We start from the raw sequence: 20,686 nt of genomic DNA on the forward strand, positions 1-20,686 counted from the left end.
AAGTAACAAATGGAGTCATATTTTAATTGGTATCTCGGTAAAAAAATGAGTAAGATTACTCATTGACAACAGTGCTTTTAGCTTAACTTGTGAGTAATGATATTGACCCGATAATTTGCTAAAAAATAGCGCAGTTCCTCGTGACTCAGATTGTCATTGTCAAACAAGACAAATAAAGGATGGTGATTTACTCGGTGACTGCTAATGCGTTCTTTTAACCATGGCATGAAGTTTTCTACATTATTCAGATATTCAGGGAGCAGCTCGTTCGGCTGGTACTGTTTCTCAATCCGTTCAATAGTGTCACGTAGTATCCATTCCCTCAATGAACGCTGCGTGCCTAACCCATAACCATTCTGCATCAAGCGTAAATTCATCTCAAATACCATGAACTGAAGTTTTCTCCAGTTCGTACCATTTTTGTTCTTAAATGCCTTGATTGCGAACTCCTCTACTACCGTTATATATTCCTTCAGATTTTCAACTTGGAACAATTCTGCAAAGAATGTTTCAAGGTGTAATTGTTCAGGTGTTTTGAGTCTTGCTATCATTGTGCCCTCTTTAAAAATCTTTACAACAGAACTCAGCTAACCACCATCAAAATCCCCACCTGATTACGGCGATAATTGTTACAACATCATGTTATGAATAAATTGGAGCATTACATAGCTCCAATTAAAGTTTTTTTAAGTGTACCAATGTGTTGCAGATCAAATTAGATCAGGACTTACGCAACTGGCAGAAGCCCGAAACTTAACCTAAATCACCGGTTTTCCATAGTATCCGTATCTGGACTCAGTGCCATCGATTATTTTGAGGTAGGGAAACGGCATTGCCGTGTCCTCAGTTGCCTATCTGTTTATCCGTGTATCCGTGTCCGAATCCCTGTCATGGCTTCCTTCTTTCTTCTTCTTAACTTTTGCGGCTGACAGCGTTAATTCGATCGCTCAATTGACGCAAAGTTTGGGCTAAAGTCGGATCGGTATTCCGCAACTGAGCAATTTTGTCGCAACTATAAAGCACTGTCGTGTGATCCTTGCCGCCGAAAACTTCGCCAACCTTCGGCAAACTCAAATCGGTATGCTGCCGAATTAAATACATCCCGATTTGACGGGCAAAGCTAATTTCTCGCCTGCGGGAAACACCCTTCAAGTCTTCCACAGAAACATCAAACACCTCAGCCACAACTGCAATGACTGCATCGGGTGTCGCCTCTACGGTTTCAGTTTGCGGGTTCAAAATCGGGGTGATATTCTCCACAGTCATCGGCAAACCGGTAATAGAAAGATATGCTACGGCTCGAATTAAAGCACCTTCTAATTCCCGAACGTTGGAAGTGTAACTAGAAGCAATGTATTCTATGACATCTCGCGGCAGCCTCATGTTTTCATACTCGGCTTTTTTCTGCAAAATTGCCATGCGTGTTTCCAAGTCTGGCAATTGAATATCGGCAATTAATCCCATCGAAAATCTGGAACACAAGCGCTCTTGCAGGCGGGGGATTTGCTGCGGCGGGCGATCGGAAGCTAAAACTACCTGATTTCCGGCTTCGTGCAATGTATTAAAAGTGTGAAAAAATTCTTCTTGGGTGTATTCTTTGCCTTCGATAAATTGGATGTCATCTATTAATAAAACATCGGCTGCGCGATAGTGATCGCGGAAAGTTTGCATACTATCTTTGCGAATGGCAGCGATTAAATCGTTAGTGAATTTTTCAGTTGAAACGTAAAAAACTTTGGCGCTGGGGTCAATTTCTAAGCGATAATGACCGATCGCCTGCATGAGATGAGTTTTGCCCAAACCAACGCCGCCGCACAAAAATAGGGGATTGAATTCTCGGCCCGGAGACTCGGCTACTGCGAGGGCTGCTGCGTGGGCCATGCGGTTGTTGGAACCGACGACAAAGCGGGAAAATACGTATTTGGGGTTTAAATGGGCAGGTTTCGGCGGGTGTAGGGAGTGGCTTTCGGGGCTATCGGCGATCGGGGATGGCCAAATCATGGCGGAGTCGTTGCTACCACCTGTTTCATTTCCCCCGGCAATTGTCAAGTAAATTTCTACGGGATAGCCGAGAATTTCTTCAACTGCGTCGGCGATCGTTTTGACGTAGTATTTTTGCAACCAATTGCGAGCAAAGGGGTTGGGGGCGCTGACGATCAAACAGTTATTTTCGAGTTGTTCGGCTCTGGCCGTTTTGATCCACGTCTCAAAGCTAGGCCTGCTCAGTTGTACCTGGAGACGTTCAAGTATCTGATTCCACAGACTTTCGAGGGTAATGTCCACTGCTTACGTTTGCCGATCGGCATTCAAGAGATTCAATTTGTATTCTCACAGAACTCAGTTTAATCGAAGTGGCGATTTTGAATGTCGATCGATCGAGCGACATGGTGTCGGCTTGGGATCTGTTTGGGAACCCATATCTAGAGGCTCTGCCTCGTTGATAGTGGAGTAAAACAATTGCCCAAAATATTTTCCGTAACAATTATATACACGCTAAAGCAGTGTTAGACTCACCTTAACAAGCAAACAAGCGCCCCTAGCTGTTACTAGAGACGCTTTCGATCGCTTGTTTTTTTCAGAGCGACTGGCTGCCACCAAAAACGCTCGTCAATTTCCCATTTTTATGGTCTTTGTACAGACCAAGGAGTTTATATGCCGCTTCTAAAAACCTACAGAAATCTGTAAATCAAACTTAGCGGTCTATGTTTTGCCTAGAGCAAGTGCTATATGCTTGCCTTTTTGCTCAGGTTGGCCTACTCTTCCCAGTTAGAGACTGCCTTGATTAGCAGAGGACTTGAAATATTTGGTTTTTTGACGATCAGTTTGAGCCAAGTGTTTTTCTGTGGTTTTCATACCCAGTAAGCTTTAGCAACCCGCACTAATCAAGCGTTTCCCCAGTTTATCACAATTATTGTTGGTTTTCGTCAAATTCTGAGAAAACCTAGACAAACCTATGTATTTTGGCAACTGCCTAAAACCCTGAACAAAAAACACAAATAGCCCTTATTTCCCAGGCTCTTCCTCGCTTGTGTCTGATTCACGGGAGGTAGAGCCGATCGATTTATGTCCCCAAGTAGAGCCGGGAGACGAAAAAAAATGAGAAAAAATTTGAAACATGAGTGTAGATCAACAAGTTGTCTGAAATATTAACCTTAGCTAAAATCTACAATCGGCTGACCAAATTACTTTCGGTCAATGCTAGAGTTTAAGGGAGTCTGCCGATCGCCCAAAAATTTTGTTTGTGGCTCTGCGGATATAGCAGCTATCAAAGAGCTGCTAGGCAAGTATTTAAATTTGGCCCGAAAGCCTTAAAACGTCGCGATGAAGAGTTCTACTGGCAAATTTTGGAAGCAACCGGCAATTTACATATTGCTGCTGGTAACGGGAGCCGCAGCCGCCATGTTGGGCGATCGGCTATCGGTTTCTCAATTACGTGCAAATTCGGGGGATGCGGGACAAAGAACCGTGCAACCGAGATTGCAAGTGCCTGCTAGTACGAAGCCTCAAGCTAGCAGCAAAGTCTTGCCGTCTGTTCCCTTGTCGGGGGATGCGGCTAATGTGAATTTTATTGTGGCTGCGGTGGCCAAAGTGGGGCCGGCTGTGGTGCGGATCGATGCTTCGCGCAAGGTGAAACCAGGAAATAGAGGGGTTTCGCCGGAGGATTTTTTTGGTGGACAACCAAATTCGGGCGGCAGGGGCGGAATCGAACGGGGTACTGGTTCGGGTTTTGCGATCGGGACTGACGGCGTGATTCTCACTAACGCTCACGTTGTGGAGGGCGCGGATACGGTAAATGTCACACTCAAGGACGGCCGCAGCTATCAGGGGCGGGTGTTGGGGGCGGATAAGGTGACGGATGTGGCTGTGGTGAAGATTGAGGCGAATGATGTGCCTGTGGTGACGATCGGCAATTCTGATAAGCTGCTGTCTGGGGAATGGGCGATCGCGATCGGCAATCCTTTGGGTTTGGACAATTCCGTAACTGCGGGGATAATTAGCGCTACAGGGCGATCGAGTACCGAGGTGGGCGTACCCGACAAGCGCATTGGTTTTATTCAAACAGACGCTGCAATCAATCCGGGAAATTCCGGCGGCCCGCTGCTGAATGCTTCGGGTGAAGTGATCGGGATGAATACGGCGATTATTCAAGGTGCTCAAGGATTGGGGTTTGCGATTCCGATTCAGGCGGCGCAAGAGGTGGCGAAGGAACTGATTGCGACGGGGAAAGTCGAACACGCTTATCTGGGTATTGAAATGGCGACGCTGACTCCAGAGGTGAAGCAGCAAATTAACGGCAATGCTAACAGCAATTTGCGAGTTGCAGTCGATCGCGGTGTGGCGATTGTGAGTGTTGTTCCTAATTCTCCCGCAGCCGCCGCAGGTTTGCGGGCTGGAGATGTGATTCAAAAGATTAATAATCAGCCGATTATTCAGTCGGAAGCTGTTCAGGACTTCGTGCAAAATGCGAAGGTTGGCGGCAATTTGCAAATGGAAATCAACCGCAACGGGCAAATAGTTAATTTGAGTGTGAAACCGGGGAGTTTGCCCGTTCAACAAGTTCGATAATCAGTTGTCAGTTGGCAGTTGGCAGTTGGCAGTAGTTATTTAACAATAACCAAATAACAAATAACAAATAACCAATAACAAATAACAACTAACCAATAACTATGCCAGAAATCTTGCAAATTTCACAATTAGGAAATCCGGTACTGCGCCAACCGTCGCAAGTTGTCGAGAATGTGAAGGACGATCGCATTCAACAGCTAATCGACAACCTAATTTCTACCGTCCAACACGCGCACGGAGTGGGAATTGCCGCCCCTCAAGCTGCGATGTGCGATCGGCTGTTCATCGTCGCATCCCGCCCCAACCTGCGGTATCCCCAAGCACCGCACATGGAACCGACAGCGATGATTAATCCCCGGATTGTCGCTGCATCAACAGATACAGCCAAAGACTGGGAAGGCTGTTTGAGTATTCCGGGGATTCGGGGATTGGTGCCGAGAAGTAGGGCGATCGAAATTGAATACACTTGTAGAGACGGGAAACTCCACAGACAAGAATTGACAGACTTTGTGGCTCGGATTTTTCAGCACGAATACGACCATTTAGATGGGATCGTGTTTTTAGACAGGGTGGAAAGCACGACAGAACTGATGACAGAGGATGAGTATCAGCAGCAATTTGTTAAATTACTTTAGCTGTGCAATACTGTTAGCCGATTGTTACTCATTGTACTGGTGAGCAGACTGTTCGTGCAACCTATACAAAGTAGTAAATTCGAGATTTTGAGATTACATAAGTACGGCGATTGCATCCTCAAGATGCCATCTTTTTTGTTTGCTTGAAACCCGCAAAACCAACCAATGCTAAAGCAGTTCCCGCAACAGTCATTGGTTCGGGAACTGGTTCGGCTGCCGTGTCTGCCAGTTCATACAACATAGTGTTACCAGAGCGATAGGGCGATCGCTCAACACCAAGAAAATGAGTGCGAGCGTAGATATAAGTTTCAGTATATCCCTCAAATCCAGATATCCACCGACCGGGATTAGATAATCCATTGGTATCCAAAGACCAGGCTGCTCCTGACTCGTATCTCGTGTAATACTCTCCAAATCCTGTGTCTGGAATGTCAACTACTTCGGTTAATCTGTCTGAACCCCTAGCTTTTATGCCGCGAAATTCCCCTTCAAAAAATAAAGCTATTGCTCCTGCTAAATCATAATATTCTCTGCGTGGCAATCGATATTCTGGCGAACTTGGTCCAGCTAATCCGGCAACAAATACAGTATTTAATCTCCCTTCAGAAACTGTAGCTTCTTCTATGCCTATTCCTGCAATCCCAGAGTTGCTAAACTTAACCAAACCGCTGGCAAATCCGGGCGCCTTCAAATTATACGTGAGAACTGCCGAGCGGGCGATCGGCATATCGGCTATTGAAATTGCTCCGTAGCAGATCGCTGTCCCTGCTAAAACTGCCAGTATGTTTCGAGTATTATTGGTCATAACTTTTCAATGAAGTCCCTAATCAACTCGCTCTCTAATCGATGTAACTAGAATATCCCTCATAATAAATAATGGCAAGCAAGTATCTACAATATTCACAAACGTTTACGTTTTAAAATATTTTTATCACTCATTTTCTTGTATAGTTGTTATTGATATTAAAAGTTGGTGGTATAATTTTTAACATTATGAACAGCAATCAACAACCTGAAAATCATCAGCCACAAATTATTTTAATTACCGGAAATATGGCTGCTGGAAAATCAAGTGTTGCCCAATCACTTGCCGAAAGGTTGCCCAAAAGCGTTCACCTGCGCGGGGATATCTTTCGTCGCGCGATCGTGAATGGGCAGGCCCAAATGACGTTAAATTTGTCAGCAGAGGCATATCAGCAACTTCAATTGCGCTATCACCTGGCAGCAATGGCAGCGCGACAATATCTCCAGGCTGGCTTTACCGTTGTCTATCAAGACATTATCATTGGTTCGGCACTTGCTGAGATAGTTGCCTCGTTTCATGATGTGCCGTTGTGTGCGATCGTTCTGTGTCCCTCGGCAGAGGTTGTAGCGGCACGGGATGCAGCACGATTGAAGACCGGATATGCCAACGAAACCATGGTTTATGAATTCGATCGCATCCTCCGCACCGAAACCCCTCATCTCGGTTATTGGCTGGATTCAACCCATCTAACGGTTTCAGAAACGGTCGATCGGATTTTGGCACATTTACAGGATGAATCAGTGAGTTGACATCGCTATGTGCCGAATGCGCGCTCCTAAATCAATCGTTTAAAGAGAAGACATATGATCCTTGACATTTAAAATTTGTCGTATAATTGTTAAATAACATCAGTGATGTCGCGAACAGGAGAGCAAATGTCAATCAACTTGGAAAAAGGCGGAAGAATCAATCTTTCTAAAGAAGCACCGGGGCTGAAAAATGCCGGGATCGGTTTGGGATGGGATATCAACGCTACAGACACCGGAGGGGCATTTGACTTAGACGCTTCCGTGTTTATGCTGGGCGCTGCTGGTAAAATTCCCAGCGAAAAATACTTTGTTTTCTACAATAACAACGAGTCGCCGGATTCTTCTGTAAAACATCTGGGAGATAGCAGAACCGGAGAAGGAGTTGGCGACGATGAAACCGTTACAGTTGATTTAACCAAAGTCGATCCAGCGGTAGAAGAGATTGTGTTTGTCGTGACAATCCACGAAGCGGAATCGAGAAGACAAAATTTTGGTCAAGTGCGGAATGCTTTTATCAGGATTTACGACACCACTACTAATACAGAAGTAACGAAATACGATTTGGACGAGGATTTTTCTCGGGAGACTGCGGTGGAGTTTGGCAGACTTTACAAGAAAGATGGCGAGTGGAGGTTCCAAGCTGTCGGACAAGGCTATAATTCCGGCTTGCAAAGCTTTGTAGATAAGTACGCCTGATCAGAAGGAAATAGAGAAGACGTAGGATTGAAACCTCGTCTAAAAAAACAAAGTCCCCAGAGGCGGACTGAAGAAAGTCAGGTAATTTCAATCGCCCGTTCTTCAACCCGCTGATATCGAGCTTTGTTTGTATAGGCGCGGTTTCAACCTAAATCTGATCAGAACTGTATTGCACGATAAACCTTACACAATTACAAAGATATGGCTATTAACTTGACAAAAGGACAATCGATCGTACTCAGCAAAAGTGAATTCGACTTATCCCGATTAACATTAGCTTTGGGCTGGGATGTAGCGCAAGCTAAAACAGGTCTTTTCGGTAGAAGCAGCGGTGCAAATTTTGACTTAGATGCCTACGCTTTGCTGCTGGGAGAAAATGGCAAATTAAAAAATTACAAAGAAGATGTAATTTATTACTCTCATTTAGAGTCGAAGGATAAAACAGTTGTTCATTCCGGCGACAATCTCACGGGAGCCGGAGACGGAGATGACGAACAAATATTTGTGAAACTAAGCTCTTTACCAGCAGAATATCACAAAATTATCTTGGGCGTAAATATTTACAATGGAAAAGACAGACAACAGCATTTTGGCATGGTAGAAAATGCTTTTGTGAGGGCTGTAGATGCAGCCGGAAAAGAAATTGCTCGCTATCGCTTGTCAAGCGATCCTTCCTATGAAGGCAAATTAAATATGTTGATGGGAGAAGTTTATCGAGAAGGTGGCGAGTGGAAATTTAAGGCCTTGGGAAATCCTTTGGCTGAAGATTTGAACGGTGTTGTCGGTTCGTTTATGCGGTGAATAAAAAGCTTCACTTGTGTTCAAAAGATAATTCATCTTTTCACATATACCCGCCTTCATTCAGTTGACAGTTGACAGTTGACAGTTGACAGTTGACAGTTGACAGCACTTGAGCTAGAAGGAAAAAGATAGGAGCAATGAATAGTCTGATTTTAGTTTATTCCTACAAGGGAGAGAGGCTTGAAACCAATTCTTTCTGGTAAAACAGACGGGGATTACATTTAGTTGAATAAATCAAAAATTGACAACCACAATTTTTGATTTAAATAAAAATCTATGTTTATCTAGGTTGTCTGTGGTGGTGGGGCGGGTTTATATAGATTGTTTGTGGGAAGTAAATGTGATTGGTGAACCCGCCCTTACAGATTTGTTGAAAATTGTACAAGATTTATGGGTAGGGACACAGCATTGCTGTGTCCTAATTTGTATGCTAACCAATCAGTTATTCTTGGATAGCCATGCAGGTAGAAAGCATTTTTGCCACACCGACAATTGGCAATTTATCCAGAATTTCGGCCGCAAAAGCATCAATCAGCAAATAGCGACTTCTTTCTAAATCTAACCCGCGACTTTGCAAGTAGAAAAGTTCATCATCTTCCAACTGGCTGACAGTTGCACCGTGGGAACATTTAACGTTATCCGCCACAATTTCCAACTGCGGTTTTGTGTCTACGCGCGCCCTCGGCGACAGCAACAAATTCCGGCTCAATTGTCCGGCGTCTGTCAATTGTGCGGCTTTGCGAACAAAAACTTTGCCGTTAAATACGGCGCGGGCTTTGTTACCGACAATGCACTTGTGCAATTGCCGACTTGTGCCGTGGGGATGATTGAAATCGATTAAACTGTGAGTGTCCGCCAACTGTTCGCCAAAGGCTACGGTTAAGCCGTTTAAAGTTGTTTCGGTGCCTTCGCCGCGCTGAAATACTTCTAAATTGTGCCGCGATATTTTGCCGCCCAAACTGATAGCATGACAAGTATAACGACTATTGCGCGCTTGCTCGATCGCACTTTTGCCCACATGAACAACATCCAAACCTTCGCGCTGAAGCCGAACATGATTCACCGTGGCGTTTTCACCGACAACAACATCCGTGACAGCATTCGTAAAAGCGGGTACATTGCCGATAGTTGCGTAATCCTCAACAACAGTGATGTTGCTGCCAGCCTCAGCTATGATTAAGCAGTGCGGCTGACACATCGTCCCAGATGCACCTGGTGCAGTCAGGAACAGCAAATGAATCGGAAGGTCGATCGACATATTAGCTGGTACGAACACCACCGCAGCATCGACCAAACCCGCAGTATTCAAGGCTGTGAACACTTCAGTTTGCTGTTTGTGCTTGCTCAAAACATCGGTGATGCGCGATCGATATTTTTCCGGTACATTGGATAGATTACCTACATAAAAGTCCGGCAAATTCCCCGTTGACAAATCCGGCGCATAAAAACCGTTAACAAATACCAATCTTAATGGTAAATCATCCCGATTTTTCACAGGCATAATAATATCAGTCAGCTTAACATTTGACTGATTGCTCTGCGGTACATGAAAAGGAACTTGCAAAACCGGCGACAAATCAGTAAAGCGCCATTCCTCATCCCTCACCGTCGGAAAACTCGCAGCCAGCACATATTCAGTCGCCGCATCCCGCAAATCCTGCAACCCGTAAGCCGAACTTTCGCTATTAGCAACCTCCAACTTACCGCACTGATTAACCAAATCAGCCAAAAACATTTCCCTAGTAGCAACCTGAGTATTTATCATCGCGCGCCAACTCCTGCTGCTTCCTCTTCCACAACCCAGTCATAACCGCGCTCTTCCAATTCCAGCGCCAACTCTTTCGGGCCAGTTAAGATAATTCTACCAGCTTCCATGACGTGAATGAAATCAGGGATAATGTAATTCAACAACCGCTGATAGTGAGTAATCACCAACATAGAATTTTCAGCAGTTGACAACTGATTCACACCACCGGCAACAATTTTGAGAGCATCGATATCCAAACCAGAATCAGTCTCATCCAAAATAGCTAACTTCGGTTCCAACAGCGCCATTTGCAAAATCTCATTCCGCTTTTTCTCACCACCGGAAAAACCTTCATTTACGCTGCGGCTCAAGAAAGCCGGATTCATCTTGACAACATCCAGCTTATCCTCGATTAAATCTTGGAAATCAAAAGCATCCAACTCTTCCAAACCGCGATGTTTGCGATGAGCATTGTAAGCCACACGCAAGAAATCGACATTACTAACGCCCGGAATTTCTAAAGGATATTGGAATGCTAGAAACACACCAGCCAGAGAGCGTTCTTCTGGCGGTAATTCCAGTAGATTCTGCCCTAAAAATGTCACTTCTCCACCTGTTACTGTATAAGCGGGATGGCCGGCTAATATTTTGGATAATGTGCTTTTCCCTGAACCGTTCGGGCCCATGATGGCGTGAATTTCGCCGGATTTAATTTCTAGGTTCAAACCCTTCAGGATTTGGGTATCTTCAACATTCGCAGTTAAATTGCGGACGGATAGAATTACTGGACTATTTTCAACAATCATCTCTTTTTTTCCTTGGCCTCAATGCAGTTTACAGTGGGTGGGGGCGGGTTTATTTAACCTGTTTGCACCGTTTAAGGTTTTTGGTGAACCCGCCCCTACAAGTTTTTGATAATGGTGCAAGATGTGAGTTCTATCAGGGGCTTTTTGGTGGGTGGGGGCGGGTTTATTTAACCTGTTTGCACCTTTTAAGGTTTTTGGTGAACCCGCCCCTACAGGTGTTTGATATATGGCGCAAGATGTGAGTTCTATCAGGGGCTTTTTGGTGGGTGGGGGCGGGTTTATTTAACCTGTTTGCACCTTTTAAGGTTTTTGGTGAACCCACCCCTACAGGTTTTTTGATAATAGTGCAAGATGTGAGTTCTACCCGACACTTCCTTCGAGTTTCAGGCTCAACAGCTTATCAGCTTCCGCAGCAAATTCCATCGGTAACTGATTGAACACATCTTTGCAGAAACCGCTAATCATCATCGAAATAGCATTTTCTGCGGAAATTCCCCGCTGGGCGAAGAAGAACAATTGTTCTTCCCCAATTTTGGAAGTCGAGGCTTCGTGTTCCACTTTAGCAGTATGGTTCTGCACTTGAATATAAGGGAAAGTATTCGCTTGAGCGTTATCGCCAATCAGCATCGAATCGCACTGAGAATAATTCCGAGCGCCTTTCGCACTAGGCCCCATTTTCACTAAGCCGCGATAGCTGTTAGAAGAATTCCCCGCCGAAATTCCCTTGGAAATAATCGTGCTGCGAGTGTTTTTGCCGACGTGGATCATTTTGGTGCCGGTATCAGCTTGCTGCTTGTTGTTTGTCAGGGCTACCGAGTAGAATTCGCCCACCGAGTTGTCACCAACTAACACGCAACTGGGATATTTCCAAGTAATCGCGGAACCGGTTTCTACTTGTGTCCAAGAAATCTTGGAATTGACTCCTTGACACAAACCGCGCTTTGTCACAAAGTTGTAAATGCCGCCTTTCCCATTAGCATCGCCGGCGTACCAGTTTTGCACTGTGGAATATTTGATGTCGGCATTGTCCATTGTTACCAATTCGACGACGGCGGCGTGTAGTTGGTTGGTGTCAAACATGGGTGCGGTGCAGCCTTCGAGATAACTAACAGAGCTGTTTTCTTCTGCGACAATTAGGGTGCGCTCGAATTGGCCGGAATCTCCGTTGTTGATGCGAAAATAGGTGGATAATTCCATCGGGCATTTTACGCCTTTGGGGATGTAAACGAAGGAACCGTCGCTGAATACGGCGGAGTTGAGGGCTGCGAAAAAGTTGTCGCCAACGGGTACAACGCTGCCGAGATATTTTTCTATGAGTTCGGGATAATCTTTGACGGCTTCGGAAATGGAACAGAATATTACGCCGTCTTTGGCTAGTTTTTCTCTAAATGTGGTGGCGATGGAAACGCTGTCGAAAACGGCATCGACGGCGACATTTCCCAGGCGCTTTTGTTCGGAGAGGGGAATGCCTAGTTTCTCGAAGGTTTCGAGGAGTGTCGGGTCAACTTCATCTAAGCTGTTGAGTTTTTTGGGCTTTTGTTTTGGCGCTGAATAGTAGATAATTTGTTGGTAGTCGATCGCGGGATAGTTGACATGAGGCCAGGTCGGCTCGGTCATGGTCAGCCACTTGCGGTATGCTTTCAGGCGGAATTGCAGCAAGAATTCTGGTTCGTTTTTCTTGGAGGAAATCAGCCGTACTACATCTTCGCTCAAGCCGCGAGGGATGGTGTCTGACTCGATGTCGGTGACGAAACCGTATTTGTAGGGCTGGTTGACTAGGGTTTGGGCTGTGGTAGAACTCATTATTTTGCGTGTTCAGTGTTCTAGATAATGCTCTCAAAGATGGCAGACGGGGAATCCCTGTCTGGGCTTGAGCGAGTTTTGCTGGACTGCTCGGTTAAGTTAAACAACAAATCTGTTGCTTTACTATATTTTAAGCTACATTAACAATAGTGATATTGTCAAAGTCTCAGAAATATTTTTTTGTGAAGATGATGCAGACTCAGCAGACTTCCACTAAACAAGACATCTTGCAGTTTTTGCTCAAGGGGGGTCAAGGGACGGCTCTCCAGTTGGCGGAGTCTTTGGATGTCAGCCCCCAGGCGATTCGCCGTCATTTGAAGGATTTGGAGGGGGAGGGGCTGATTCAGTATCGGTCGGTTCAGGCTGGGATGGGGCGACCGCAGCACATTTATGAGCTTACCAGTCTGGGGCGCGATCGCTTCCCGAATCGTTATGGCGATTTTGCGATTTCTTTTCTGGATACGTTGGCTGAGACTGTTGGCCGCGAGCAAGTGATTTCTATCTTGCGAAAACAGTGGCAACGTAAGGCGATGGAGTACCGCAGGGTGATGGGTGCGGGTTCGCTGCAAGAGCGGGTGGCTAGGTTGATGGAGCTTCGCAGGGATGAAGGTTACATGGCTGAGTGGTATCCTGTAGATTCTGTGGATGATGATTTGTGCGATCGCGATAAGGGCGATCGATTTGTGTTTATGGAACACAATTGTGCTATTTCTAATGTGGCTGAAACTTTTCCGAGTGTTTGTGGTAATGAGTTGGAGATGTTTGCGGCTGTGTTGCCGGATTGTACGATCGAGCGCACTCACTGGATTATTGATGGGGAGCACCGTTGCGGTTATTTGATTATTGCGAGGAAGGAAGTTCGGCAGCGGATTTTGTAACGGATTTAACGGATGTCACGGATGGCGGATTGGCAGCGGATTTTGTAACGGATTTAACGGATGTCGGTTCGGCAGCGGATTTTGTAACGGATTTAACGGATGTCACGGATTAGCAATAACAAATAACCCTTCGACTACGCTCAGGGCATCGCAAATAACAAATAACAAGTAACAAGTAACTAATAACAAGTAACTAATAACTATGGAACCATTAGCTGATTTTTTAAAGCCGGAAGAGTGCGCGGAAGTTGATATGGCGCTGTTGTCGTCGAAGGAGAAGTTTTCGGCGCGGCTGGCTATTTATGCTTTGAGGGTGTTGAAGCAAATTGCTGGGGAGACTGGTTTGCCGGTGGCTGAGGTGACTAATGGGCAGGTGATGGATTGGATTAAGAATGATGAGAGTATTAAAGGGTCGATCGAGCTTGATGCTAGTTTTGAAAACTTTTTTACGAATTTGGTGGTTGCGTCTTTGCGGCCTTTGAGGCAGATTGCTGTGGAAGCTGGAGGGGCGATCGAGCAATTAACAGTTAAGCAGGTTGTGGCGTGGTTTGAGAAGGATGCGAAGATTCGCAGAGAGTAGGGTATGGATGCTGCGTTTTTGGATTTGCGATCGGGCTGATGGGCGGGCAGGATGCCCAACCCCTACTCCCCACAAGAGAATTTACTCTTTGTGGAACAGGCCGGAAAGCCTGTTCAGCGAGAAAGGTGCAACATCTCAGCAAAAAAATATTTCAAAAAACGCTTGACAAACTGAGGGGAGTTTGGTAATGTAATAAATGTCGAGCAAAAGAGATGCAGCGCATCAAACTTAACGCAGACACAGGATTCAAAGTTTTCAAAGCTTTCCTGGTGCTTATGATGTAATGGAACCACTCCGATCCATCCCGAACTCGGTTGTTAAACGTTGCTATGGCGAAGATACTCGGCGGGTCACTGCCCGGTAAAATAGCTCGGTGCCAGGTTAATAATAAATTAAAGCTCTTTTCCCACAACAACGGAAAAGAGCTTTAGTTTTTTCACAGAATATTTTTGCCCCGTCCGCTCCAACGCCCTGTTAGAAGGCGCTTTGGCGACAATTTCACAACTTCTCTGCCGCTTTCAGCTTGTTTCTTCTGCAAGTCTGCAAATATGGCATCCAAGTCATAATTGAAAGATTTGGCATACTCTTCACGAATTTTGTGAATTTCTTCTACGATTTCATCTTGCAACATAAATTAATTTCCTAGTAGTTCATAAGGCGTACACCTGTTCCACAATAATTACGGAAGATGTCTAATCAGCACCAGAATCTCAACCGAGATTGATGTTTTGCCATAAATCGGCGGTCGCAAACCTAGAAAGATGACCGACATTTGTTGTCGCGATTACAACATCCACAACATCAAGAGTCATCGCCTGTGCTGCCAAAATCATATCGCTGTCAATCGTCTTATCACCTGCTGTCGGTTGTCCTTGCTGACGAGCTTGTGCCCAAAACATCGCAGCTTGTCGCATAGCAACAGTTGTAATGGGTAAATACTCGACCAAGTTGGCTAATTCATCTAATCGAGCAATACCCCTTACCTTGTTTGCCCGCAGCAACTCTCGGCGAACTTCGTAATCGGCTATTTCGGGAATAATCACTCGAATATTGGATGTAATAAGTGTTTGCAACCAGCGAGTACAAAGGGTGCTTTCAGGAGATAGCTTTGGATTCGTAACTAAACCAATTGGGCCTGCATCCAGAACAACGACTCTGCTCACCAACTTACACCTTTTAATTCAATAGGAAATAGCTTGCGATCGGATAAACGATCTTCGTCAAGAGCCTGAATTAGATACTCACCTGTTTCTTGCTGCTCTTCGGCATTTTCTTCATCCATCCAAGACTGAAGCAGATTAACCGATTTTGTCTGCGTTTGTTTTAGCAGAATATGTTCTATCAGCAGTTGCAGAGTGTATGCTTCTGTCGAAAGCCCTTGCTCTTCTGCTCTTTGTGTTAAGTATTGCTCTATTTCTCGTGTCAGAGTGAGGGTGAGTGTCATAGGGTGTTTTTATAGCTATACTTTTATATTTTACAACCTACTAGGCTAAACTGGCGATCGATCATTAAAAAACAGAGGATCGCAAAACGGGCAACCACGGGGGAATTGCTCCTACCAATGGCGAGCACACCAAATGATGACTGTAGGGGCGGGTTCGCCGAAATATTTGACACCCATCGACAAATGACAAAAACCCGCCCCCACCCACCCAAAAATTAACAATTAATTCAATTTAACGATAAGGCGAGGATGGTTATTCGGGATTATTCGTTGGGTGGGGGCGGGTTTATCAAGATTATCGGTGGGTGGCACAAATCATCGGTGAACCCGCCCCTACAAATTTTATTAAATATCGATCGCCCTTAAACCAACTCCATATCACACACACCGGAACTGTCGAATATAGTACCGCCAGGGATAGGAAAAACTAATCCACCACCAAGCCTAAAATTAGGCAGAGCCCCGAATGAAGCGAACCCATTAGCGTTGTCTCTTATACCTTCAATGACCACACTCTGCGATATTCCTGGGCTACCACCGGACGCAGTATCAAAGTCATAACAGTCCCCATAAGAGTTTGACTTGCTTCGGATCTCAAAACTTACCGTGCCACTCGAAGAGGAAACGGGAATGTTTTTGGTTTGTATTTCACCACTTCTTGTCCCAAGTTTTACGAATATGTTGTTTATTTTGTTTTGTGGATCGCAGTACGTGACTTTGACTTCTACCGTTTTTCCATAGTTGAGAACTGAAGGGATGACTTCTGCCTTAAAGACTTGTTCCAAACAAGTTGGTGCTGGTTGAGGAGTAGTCGCAGGTCGATCGCAAAAGTCTATCCCCAGAGACTTTCGGAGCTTAGGTAAAAAGTCTGTTTTAGAGGCTGTTGGCTCCTTTTTCTGAAATAAATCAATGAGTCCAGCAGTAGATGCAGCTAGATCTAACTTCTTTCCTGTACCTTCTGCCAAGTCTCCTGCAAGTTCTCCTGATTTGGCCACTTTCTCAATTGCCTTTCCAAACAATTCTTGAATTACTGCACCAGCAACGTCTTTATCATCACCCCTAAGCACTATACAACTGTAATTAACGACTTTTAACGCAGTCGATACTCCCTTCAATCCTAATCCAACAAGTTCAAGCGGAGCAAAGGCTAAACCACCAACGATTGCAACGTTAGCAGCAAAATCCACCACTCCACCCACTTTGTTAGCTCCTTCACAGAACTTTTTAAGCGACTCACAAGCTTTTGCAAAATCTGGATTGGTAGCTGGAAGAGAAGTAACTGGTGGCTCAGGAGTAGTCGATATTGGAGTTGGCTCGGTTGGCACAGGAAAAGTTACAGAGTCAATAATCTGACCATCCTTGAGCCGCGATATAACACCTCGATCCTGCTTTCCAGTTTCTTTGCTCTGTTGATACTCAATTCGCGCCGTTTCATTAGATCCCTCAAGCGTGATATCCGCACTTGTACCATCTCGACTGAAGCGCGTTGTACTACCACGAACACCCGTTGTGCGATTGGGTACAAATATAACTGATTCTACAAAACGTCCGTCAGCATCATCTTGAAAAACAATTATATATTTGCTACCATCACTCGCCGGAAATTCCATCTGAAATTTGTTATCAGATAGCTTTTTCACTTCCGGTAAATCAATTGTGACTTTATCTTCAGGACGCTCTGGTTCCACATCATAAGGTCTGAATCGACCTCTTAAATCCTCTGGTGTCACTCCCAACACAGTACCTAACAAAGCCCCTGTTGCAACCACCTTAATATCCACAGCCGAACCGCCCGACGGCTGCACCTTCGACTCCAAAACAATATCGGATTCCCTAAGATTTGTGCTAAGTCCGATGAAATCGATCGTTCTTTGAAAGTCAGTAATTAAGTCAAAAGTAGGAGAGCCTAAAGCCGCCTCAGAGCGCAGAAAAAATATATCTTGACCCGCACCACCAGTCAGAGTGTCATTGCCCAAATCGCCAATCAGGAAGTCATCGCCATCTTGCCCATTGATAATATCGTTACCGCGACCACCCCGCAAAAAGTCGTCTCCGCCTGCGCCGAAGATTACGTCCTTACCTGCGTTTCCGTTGACACCATCAGCATTTTCACCACCCTGCAAGGTGTCTGCACCTTCACCGCCAAGGAGACCATTTTGGTCCGCACCGCCACTGAGAAAATCGTTTCCCAAGCCGCCGTAGAGCAAATCAGCACCACCTCGGCCCTCAATTCGGTCATTTCCTTCGTCGCCATAGACGATATCCCCGGATTCTGAGCCTGTAATCGAATCCGCACCGCCTAAGCCTCGCAAACCACCTAAAAGAGTATCGAGCAAGCCAAGGGGAATCGTAAATGTGTCGCTTCCCTCTGTCAAAATGTAAGCACTACCATCGATCGAAAGTGAGCCACTACCGACTTGAGAAGTCGATCGCCCAATATCGCCATCAGCACTACCGGAGATAAAGTCGTTTCCTGTGTTACCATTCAAAAAGTCTTGCGTGACAGAACTTTCTAGCGTATCGTTGCTTCCCAAGCTAAAGATATTCTGGATATTCTGAGAATTTGATAGCGTCTCTTGAGTCGCGGCTTTTTTCGATCCACAGCCACAATCCTCTCGATCCTTGGTGCTGCTACCGTTCAATATGTCATCGTTCTTGTCCAGCAAAGCTAAATTGTCAGGCATACACTGTTGGTTTGTGTTGGTGATTTAAGAAATCTACCTCACCTGTCTCATCTATGTCATGGCTGAAAAAGCCCGAAAAAGACTGAAAAAGCCCGAAGTTTCCTTAACTTTATATTTCTTCACTTAACCCATGCAGCCCAACGACGATCGCCCGTTGCAAGCCGTCCCTGACGATAACGAACTGCTGAAATTGGTCGATGGTCTAATATTTGAAAAAACAGGCAAACATCTCAACACGCTACAACAGTTAGTGTTGCAGGGAATGTATGATGGCAAAACCTACGAAACGATCGCCCGCGACACCCGCTACACTACAAAATATGTCCGAGAAGTCGGCTACAAGCTGCTCAAAACTCTCTCCGCAGTGATGGATGAAGAGATGCAAAAAGGCAATCTCAAAGCTGCGCTAGATCGTAGAAATATCAGCAATACTCCAAACTTCGGCAGAGATTATATTCATCAATACGTCGAATACGTTCACACCCTCAACCTCAAACCCTGTCCTTCTGGACCTAGCAACTCTGACAACAATCGCCCCACTGAATCGAAATTCAAAACTCAGATCGAACGGCTGGAAATTGATGTCGCTGAAGTCGTTTGCAAATTGCACAGTCAAGGTATCGAACCATCTCAAATCGCTCAGTTGCTTGGTTTGCCGGATGCGGTAATCGACAAAATATTGCGTGAATTATCATAGCTAAGGGCGATATTCAATAATTTATGCTGCTTTATAACTTAATTCTTTACTGTCTTCCAAGTACCAGAGAAAAGTATGGGTATCCAGTATAATATTCATGTTTATATATAATCCTTTAAATCTTCGAGAGGTTCATCAAAATCATCAGACATCGAGATTTTATCTTTCCAAATTCCCAGTCCGCCTCGCTTGGCAGCTTTTTCGGTTTGAGGAGCCTCTTGGGCGTATCGGTTAACCATGTATTCCTTCATATCCTCAAGCGGCTCATCAAAGTCATCAGGCAGCGGTAGAACAAACATTCCTTTCATTGTTCCGGCAACTCGACGCTTCTTTGTTGGCTTTTCTTGGGTTGAGTTTTTAGCCTGCTTTTCTATCAAAAACTCAATGTAATGAAGCACTTCTGTCTGAAGAGACTCAGGGAGTTCTTCTAATTTTTCTAAAATGACTGGCTGTATCATGGTTTCTGCTCGCGATCGCCCCATCTACTCCATTAAAGCACCAAAACCCAATGTCAGCAACAGAATAGCCGATTATCTAGCCCGATCGCCCAAAATCGCACTCACACCATCATCATTCTGCAACTTGCCGAAAATCACCCGATCGACTATTATTCCTAGTAGCAGTCCTAGACGCACGGGTAGTCAGAAACCGGGTTTTTTCCGAGATTCTTTGTTACAGCCCAATTCAATCGCAAAAACCCGGTTTCTTGGGTTTTGATGCGTAATTCCTATTGATATAACAACCGACAAAAACATGACAGCAATATTGCCACCTTGGATAGTTTTAGACTCCCTACTGCACAACTGGCTGCTAGAAGATATCGGTAGGGGCGATCGCACAACATCGGCTTTATTCCCCGCAGCCAGCATCCAGGGTACTGCTAAATGGATTGTCAAGGAGGCTGGAGTCGTCGCTGGATTGCCGATCGCACATCGCACATTTAAACTTTTAGACAGCAGCCTCAGTTTCATCCCCCAAGTACCCGAAGGGAAACTGTGCGAAAAAGGAGAAGTAATCGCCGAGATTTCCGGCAATTTCGATGCGCTGCTAACGGGAGAAAGAGTAGCTTTAAACTTGGCAATGCGTTTGAGTGGCATCGCTACTTTAACTCAGAAATATGTTGACAAAATTGCCGATTTGCCAGTGCAATTAGTGGATACTCGGAAGACAACACCAGGATTGAGATTGTTGGAAAAATACGCGACTCAAATCGGCGGTGCTTGCAATCATCGCATGGGATTAGATGATGCGGTGATGATTAAAGACAATCACATTGCGACGGCTGGGGGAATTGCCGAGGCGATCGCCCTTATTCGCAATTCTATCCCCTATCCGCTGACAATCGAAGTTGAAACGGAAACTCTGGCTGAGGTAGAGACAGCATTGCAGCACAAGGCGGATATCATCATGTTGGATAATATGTCCTTCGATTTGATGCGGCAGGCTGTGGCAATAATTCGCGAAAAGAGCGATCGGGTAAAAATTGAAGCTTCCGGGAATGTGACTTTGGAAACTATTCGGAGTGTGGCGGAAACCGGAGTTGACTATATTTCTACGAGTGCTCCAATTACGCGATCGACTTGGCTGGATTTAAGTATGAAAATCAGTTGACAGTTGACAGTTGACAGTTGACAGTTGACAGTTGACAGTTGACAGTTGACAGTTGTCAGTGGGAGCATCTCAGTTTTTTATCTATAGTGCGAGCGTCCCCGCTCGCGTTTTTTATCTATAGTGCGAGCGTCCCCGCTCGCGTATTGTACAATACGCGAGCGGGGACAGCACTATAATAAGACAA

Annotated in this window: 20 protein-coding genes and 1 rRNA gene; 10 read left to right on the forward strand and 11 right to left on the reverse strand. The window is 45.3% G+C overall.

Annotated elements, in window-relative coordinates:
- Positions 1–77: 77 nt before the first annotated feature.
- Entirely contained in the window at positions 78–551 is a 474-nt protein-coding gene (locus JGK11_RS03105; protein ID WP_293210534.1) for a hypothetical protein, read from the reverse strand.
- A gap of 361 nt (positions 552–912) precedes the next feature.
- Positions 913–2,283, reverse strand: a complete 1,371-nt coding sequence (gene dnaA / locus JGK11_RS03110; RefSeq protein ID WP_293175392.1) for a chromosomal replication initiator protein DnaA — start codon at positions 2,281–2,283, stop codon at positions 913–915.
- Positions 2,284–3,321: 1,038 nt separating this feature from the next.
- On the opposite strand from dnaA, the gene JGK11_RS03115 reads away from it, so the two are divergent.
- On the forward strand, positions 3,322–4,566 hold the full coding sequence (locus JGK11_RS03115) for an HhoA/HhoB/HtrA family serine endopeptidase (RefSeq protein ID WP_293175390.1): 1,245 nt from the start codon (positions 3,322–3,324) through the stop codon (positions 4,564–4,566).
- A 101-nt stretch (positions 4,567–4,667) separates the two neighbouring features.
- Positions 4,668–5,201, forward strand: coding sequence for a peptide deformylase (gene def, locus JGK11_RS03120; protein ID WP_293175388.1), 534 nt, complete (start codon positions 4,668–4,670; stop codon positions 5,199–5,201).
- A gap of 118 nt (positions 5,202–5,319) precedes the next feature.
- Here def and JGK11_RS03125 read toward each other — a convergent pair whose 3' ends face one another.
- Entirely contained in the window at positions 5,320–6,006 is a 687-nt protein-coding gene (locus JGK11_RS03125) for a PEP-CTERM sorting domain-containing protein (RefSeq protein ID WP_293175386.1), read from the reverse strand.
- A gap of 188 nt (positions 6,007–6,194) precedes the next feature.
- Here JGK11_RS03125 and JGK11_RS03130 point away from each other — a divergent pair, with 188 nt between their 5' ends.
- From JGK11_RS03130 to JGK11_RS03140, 3 genes are all read left to right on the forward strand, one after another.
- Positions 6,195–6,755, forward strand: a complete 561-nt coding sequence (locus JGK11_RS03130; RefSeq protein ID WP_293175384.1) for an AAA family ATPase — start codon at positions 6,195–6,197, stop codon at positions 6,753–6,755.
- A 126-nt stretch (positions 6,756–6,881) separates the two neighbouring features.
- Positions 6,882–7,451, forward strand: coding sequence for a TerD family protein (locus JGK11_RS03135; RefSeq protein WP_293175382.1), 570 nt, complete (start codon positions 6,882–6,884; stop codon positions 7,449–7,451).
- A 201-nt stretch (positions 7,452–7,652) separates the two neighbouring features.
- Positions 7,653–8,252, forward strand: coding sequence for a TerD family protein (locus tag JGK11_RS03140; RefSeq protein ID WP_293175380.1), 600 nt, complete (start codon positions 7,653–7,655; stop codon positions 8,250–8,252).
- A gap of 442 nt (positions 8,253–8,694) precedes the next feature.
- On the opposite strand, the gene sufD is transcribed toward JGK11_RS03140, so the two are convergent.
- The 3 genes from sufD to sufB form a co-directional block, all read right to left on the reverse strand.
- Entirely contained in the window at positions 8,695–10,017 is a 1,323-nt protein-coding gene (sufD, locus tag JGK11_RS03145) for a Fe-S cluster assembly protein SufD (RefSeq protein ID WP_293210536.1), read from the reverse strand.
- Positions 10,014–10,805 carry a Fe-S cluster assembly ATPase SufC gene (gene sufC / locus JGK11_RS03150; protein ID WP_293210538.1) on the reverse strand — a complete coding sequence of 264 codons (792 nt, stop codon included), beginning with the start codon at positions 10,803–10,805 and terminating at the stop codon, positions 10,014–10,016. Before sufC ends, sufD begins: the two co-directional genes overlap by 4 nt.
- Before the next feature lie 360 nt (positions 10,806–11,165).
- Positions 11,166–12,608, reverse strand: coding sequence for a Fe-S cluster assembly protein SufB (gene sufB, locus JGK11_RS03155; RefSeq protein WP_293204422.1), 1,443 nt, complete (start codon positions 12,606–12,608; stop codon positions 11,166–11,168).
- Between the two features lie 188 nt (positions 12,609–12,796).
- Here sufB and sufR point away from each other — a divergent pair, with 188 nt between their 5' ends.
- The 3 genes from sufR to rrf all read left to right on the forward strand — a co-directional run bounded on the left by sufR (position 12,797) and on the right by rrf (position 14,448).
- A complete protein-coding gene (gene sufR, locus JGK11_RS03160; protein ID WP_293175372.1) occupies positions 12,797–13,486 on the forward strand; it encodes an iron-sulfur cluster biosynthesis transcriptional regulator SufR in 690 nt (229 codons plus the stop codon).
- Positions 13,487–13,688: 202 nt separating this feature from the next.
- Positions 13,689–14,066 (forward strand): hypothetical protein, encoded by a 378-nt coding sequence (locus JGK11_RS03165; RefSeq protein ID WP_293189478.1) that lies wholly within the window; start codon positions 13,689–13,691, stop codon positions 14,064–14,066.
- Between the two features lie 265 nt (positions 14,067–14,331).
- Positions 14,332–14,448, forward strand: a 5S ribosomal RNA gene (rrf, locus tag JGK11_RS03170).
- A 54-nt stretch (positions 14,449–14,502) separates the two neighbouring features.
- On the opposite strand, the gene JGK11_RS03175 is transcribed toward rrf, so the two are convergent.
- From JGK11_RS03175 to JGK11_RS03190, 4 genes are all read right to left on the reverse strand, one after another.
- Entirely contained in the window at positions 14,503–14,697 is a 195-nt protein-coding gene (locus JGK11_RS03175) for a hypothetical protein (RefSeq protein ID WP_293189476.1), read from the reverse strand.
- Between the two features lie 79 nt (positions 14,698–14,776).
- Positions 14,777–15,229 carry a nuclease gene (locus JGK11_RS03180; RefSeq protein ID WP_293189474.1) on the reverse strand — a complete coding sequence of 151 codons (453 nt, stop codon included), beginning with the start codon at positions 15,227–15,229 and terminating at the stop codon, positions 14,777–14,779.
- Entirely contained in the window at positions 15,226–15,510 is a 285-nt protein-coding gene (locus JGK11_RS03185) for a hypothetical protein (protein WP_293189472.1), read from the reverse strand. The genes JGK11_RS03180 and JGK11_RS03185 overlap by 4 nt, the downstream gene beginning before the upstream one ends.
- A gap of 362 nt (positions 15,511–15,872) precedes the next feature.
- On the reverse strand, positions 15,873–18,194 hold the full coding sequence (locus JGK11_RS03190) for a calcium-binding protein (protein WP_293189470.1): 2,322 nt from the start codon (positions 18,192–18,194) through the stop codon (positions 15,873–15,875).
- A gap of 130 nt (positions 18,195–18,324) precedes the next feature.
- On the opposite strand from JGK11_RS03190, the gene JGK11_RS03195 reads away from it, so the two are divergent.
- Positions 18,325–18,891 carry a hypothetical protein gene (locus tag JGK11_RS03195; protein ID WP_293210540.1) on the forward strand — a complete coding sequence of 189 codons (567 nt, stop codon included), beginning with the start codon at positions 18,325–18,327 and terminating at the stop codon, positions 18,889–18,891.
- Positions 18,892–18,992: 101 nt separating this feature from the next.
- Here JGK11_RS03195 and JGK11_RS03200 read toward each other — a convergent pair whose 3' ends face one another.
- Positions 18,993–19,349 carry a DUF2281 domain-containing protein gene (locus JGK11_RS03200; RefSeq protein WP_293189466.1) on the reverse strand — a complete coding sequence of 119 codons (357 nt, stop codon included), beginning with the start codon at positions 19,347–19,349 and terminating at the stop codon, positions 18,993–18,995.
- A 295-nt stretch (positions 19,350–19,644) separates the two neighbouring features.
- On the opposite strand from JGK11_RS03200, the gene nadC reads away from it, so the two are divergent.
- Positions 19,645–20,502: a carboxylating nicotinate-nucleotide diphosphorylase gene (gene nadC / locus JGK11_RS03205; protein WP_293210542.1), complete on the forward strand. Its 858-nt coding sequence runs from the start codon at positions 19,645–19,647 to the stop codon at positions 20,500–20,502.
- The last annotated feature ends 184 nt before the right edge of the window (positions 20,503–20,686 follow it).

This window comes from Microcoleus sp. PH2017_34_RAT_O_A, assembly GCF_020737885.1.
Taxonomy (GTDB): Bacteria; Cyanobacteriota; Cyanobacteriia; order Cyanobacteriales; family Microcoleaceae; genus Microcoleus.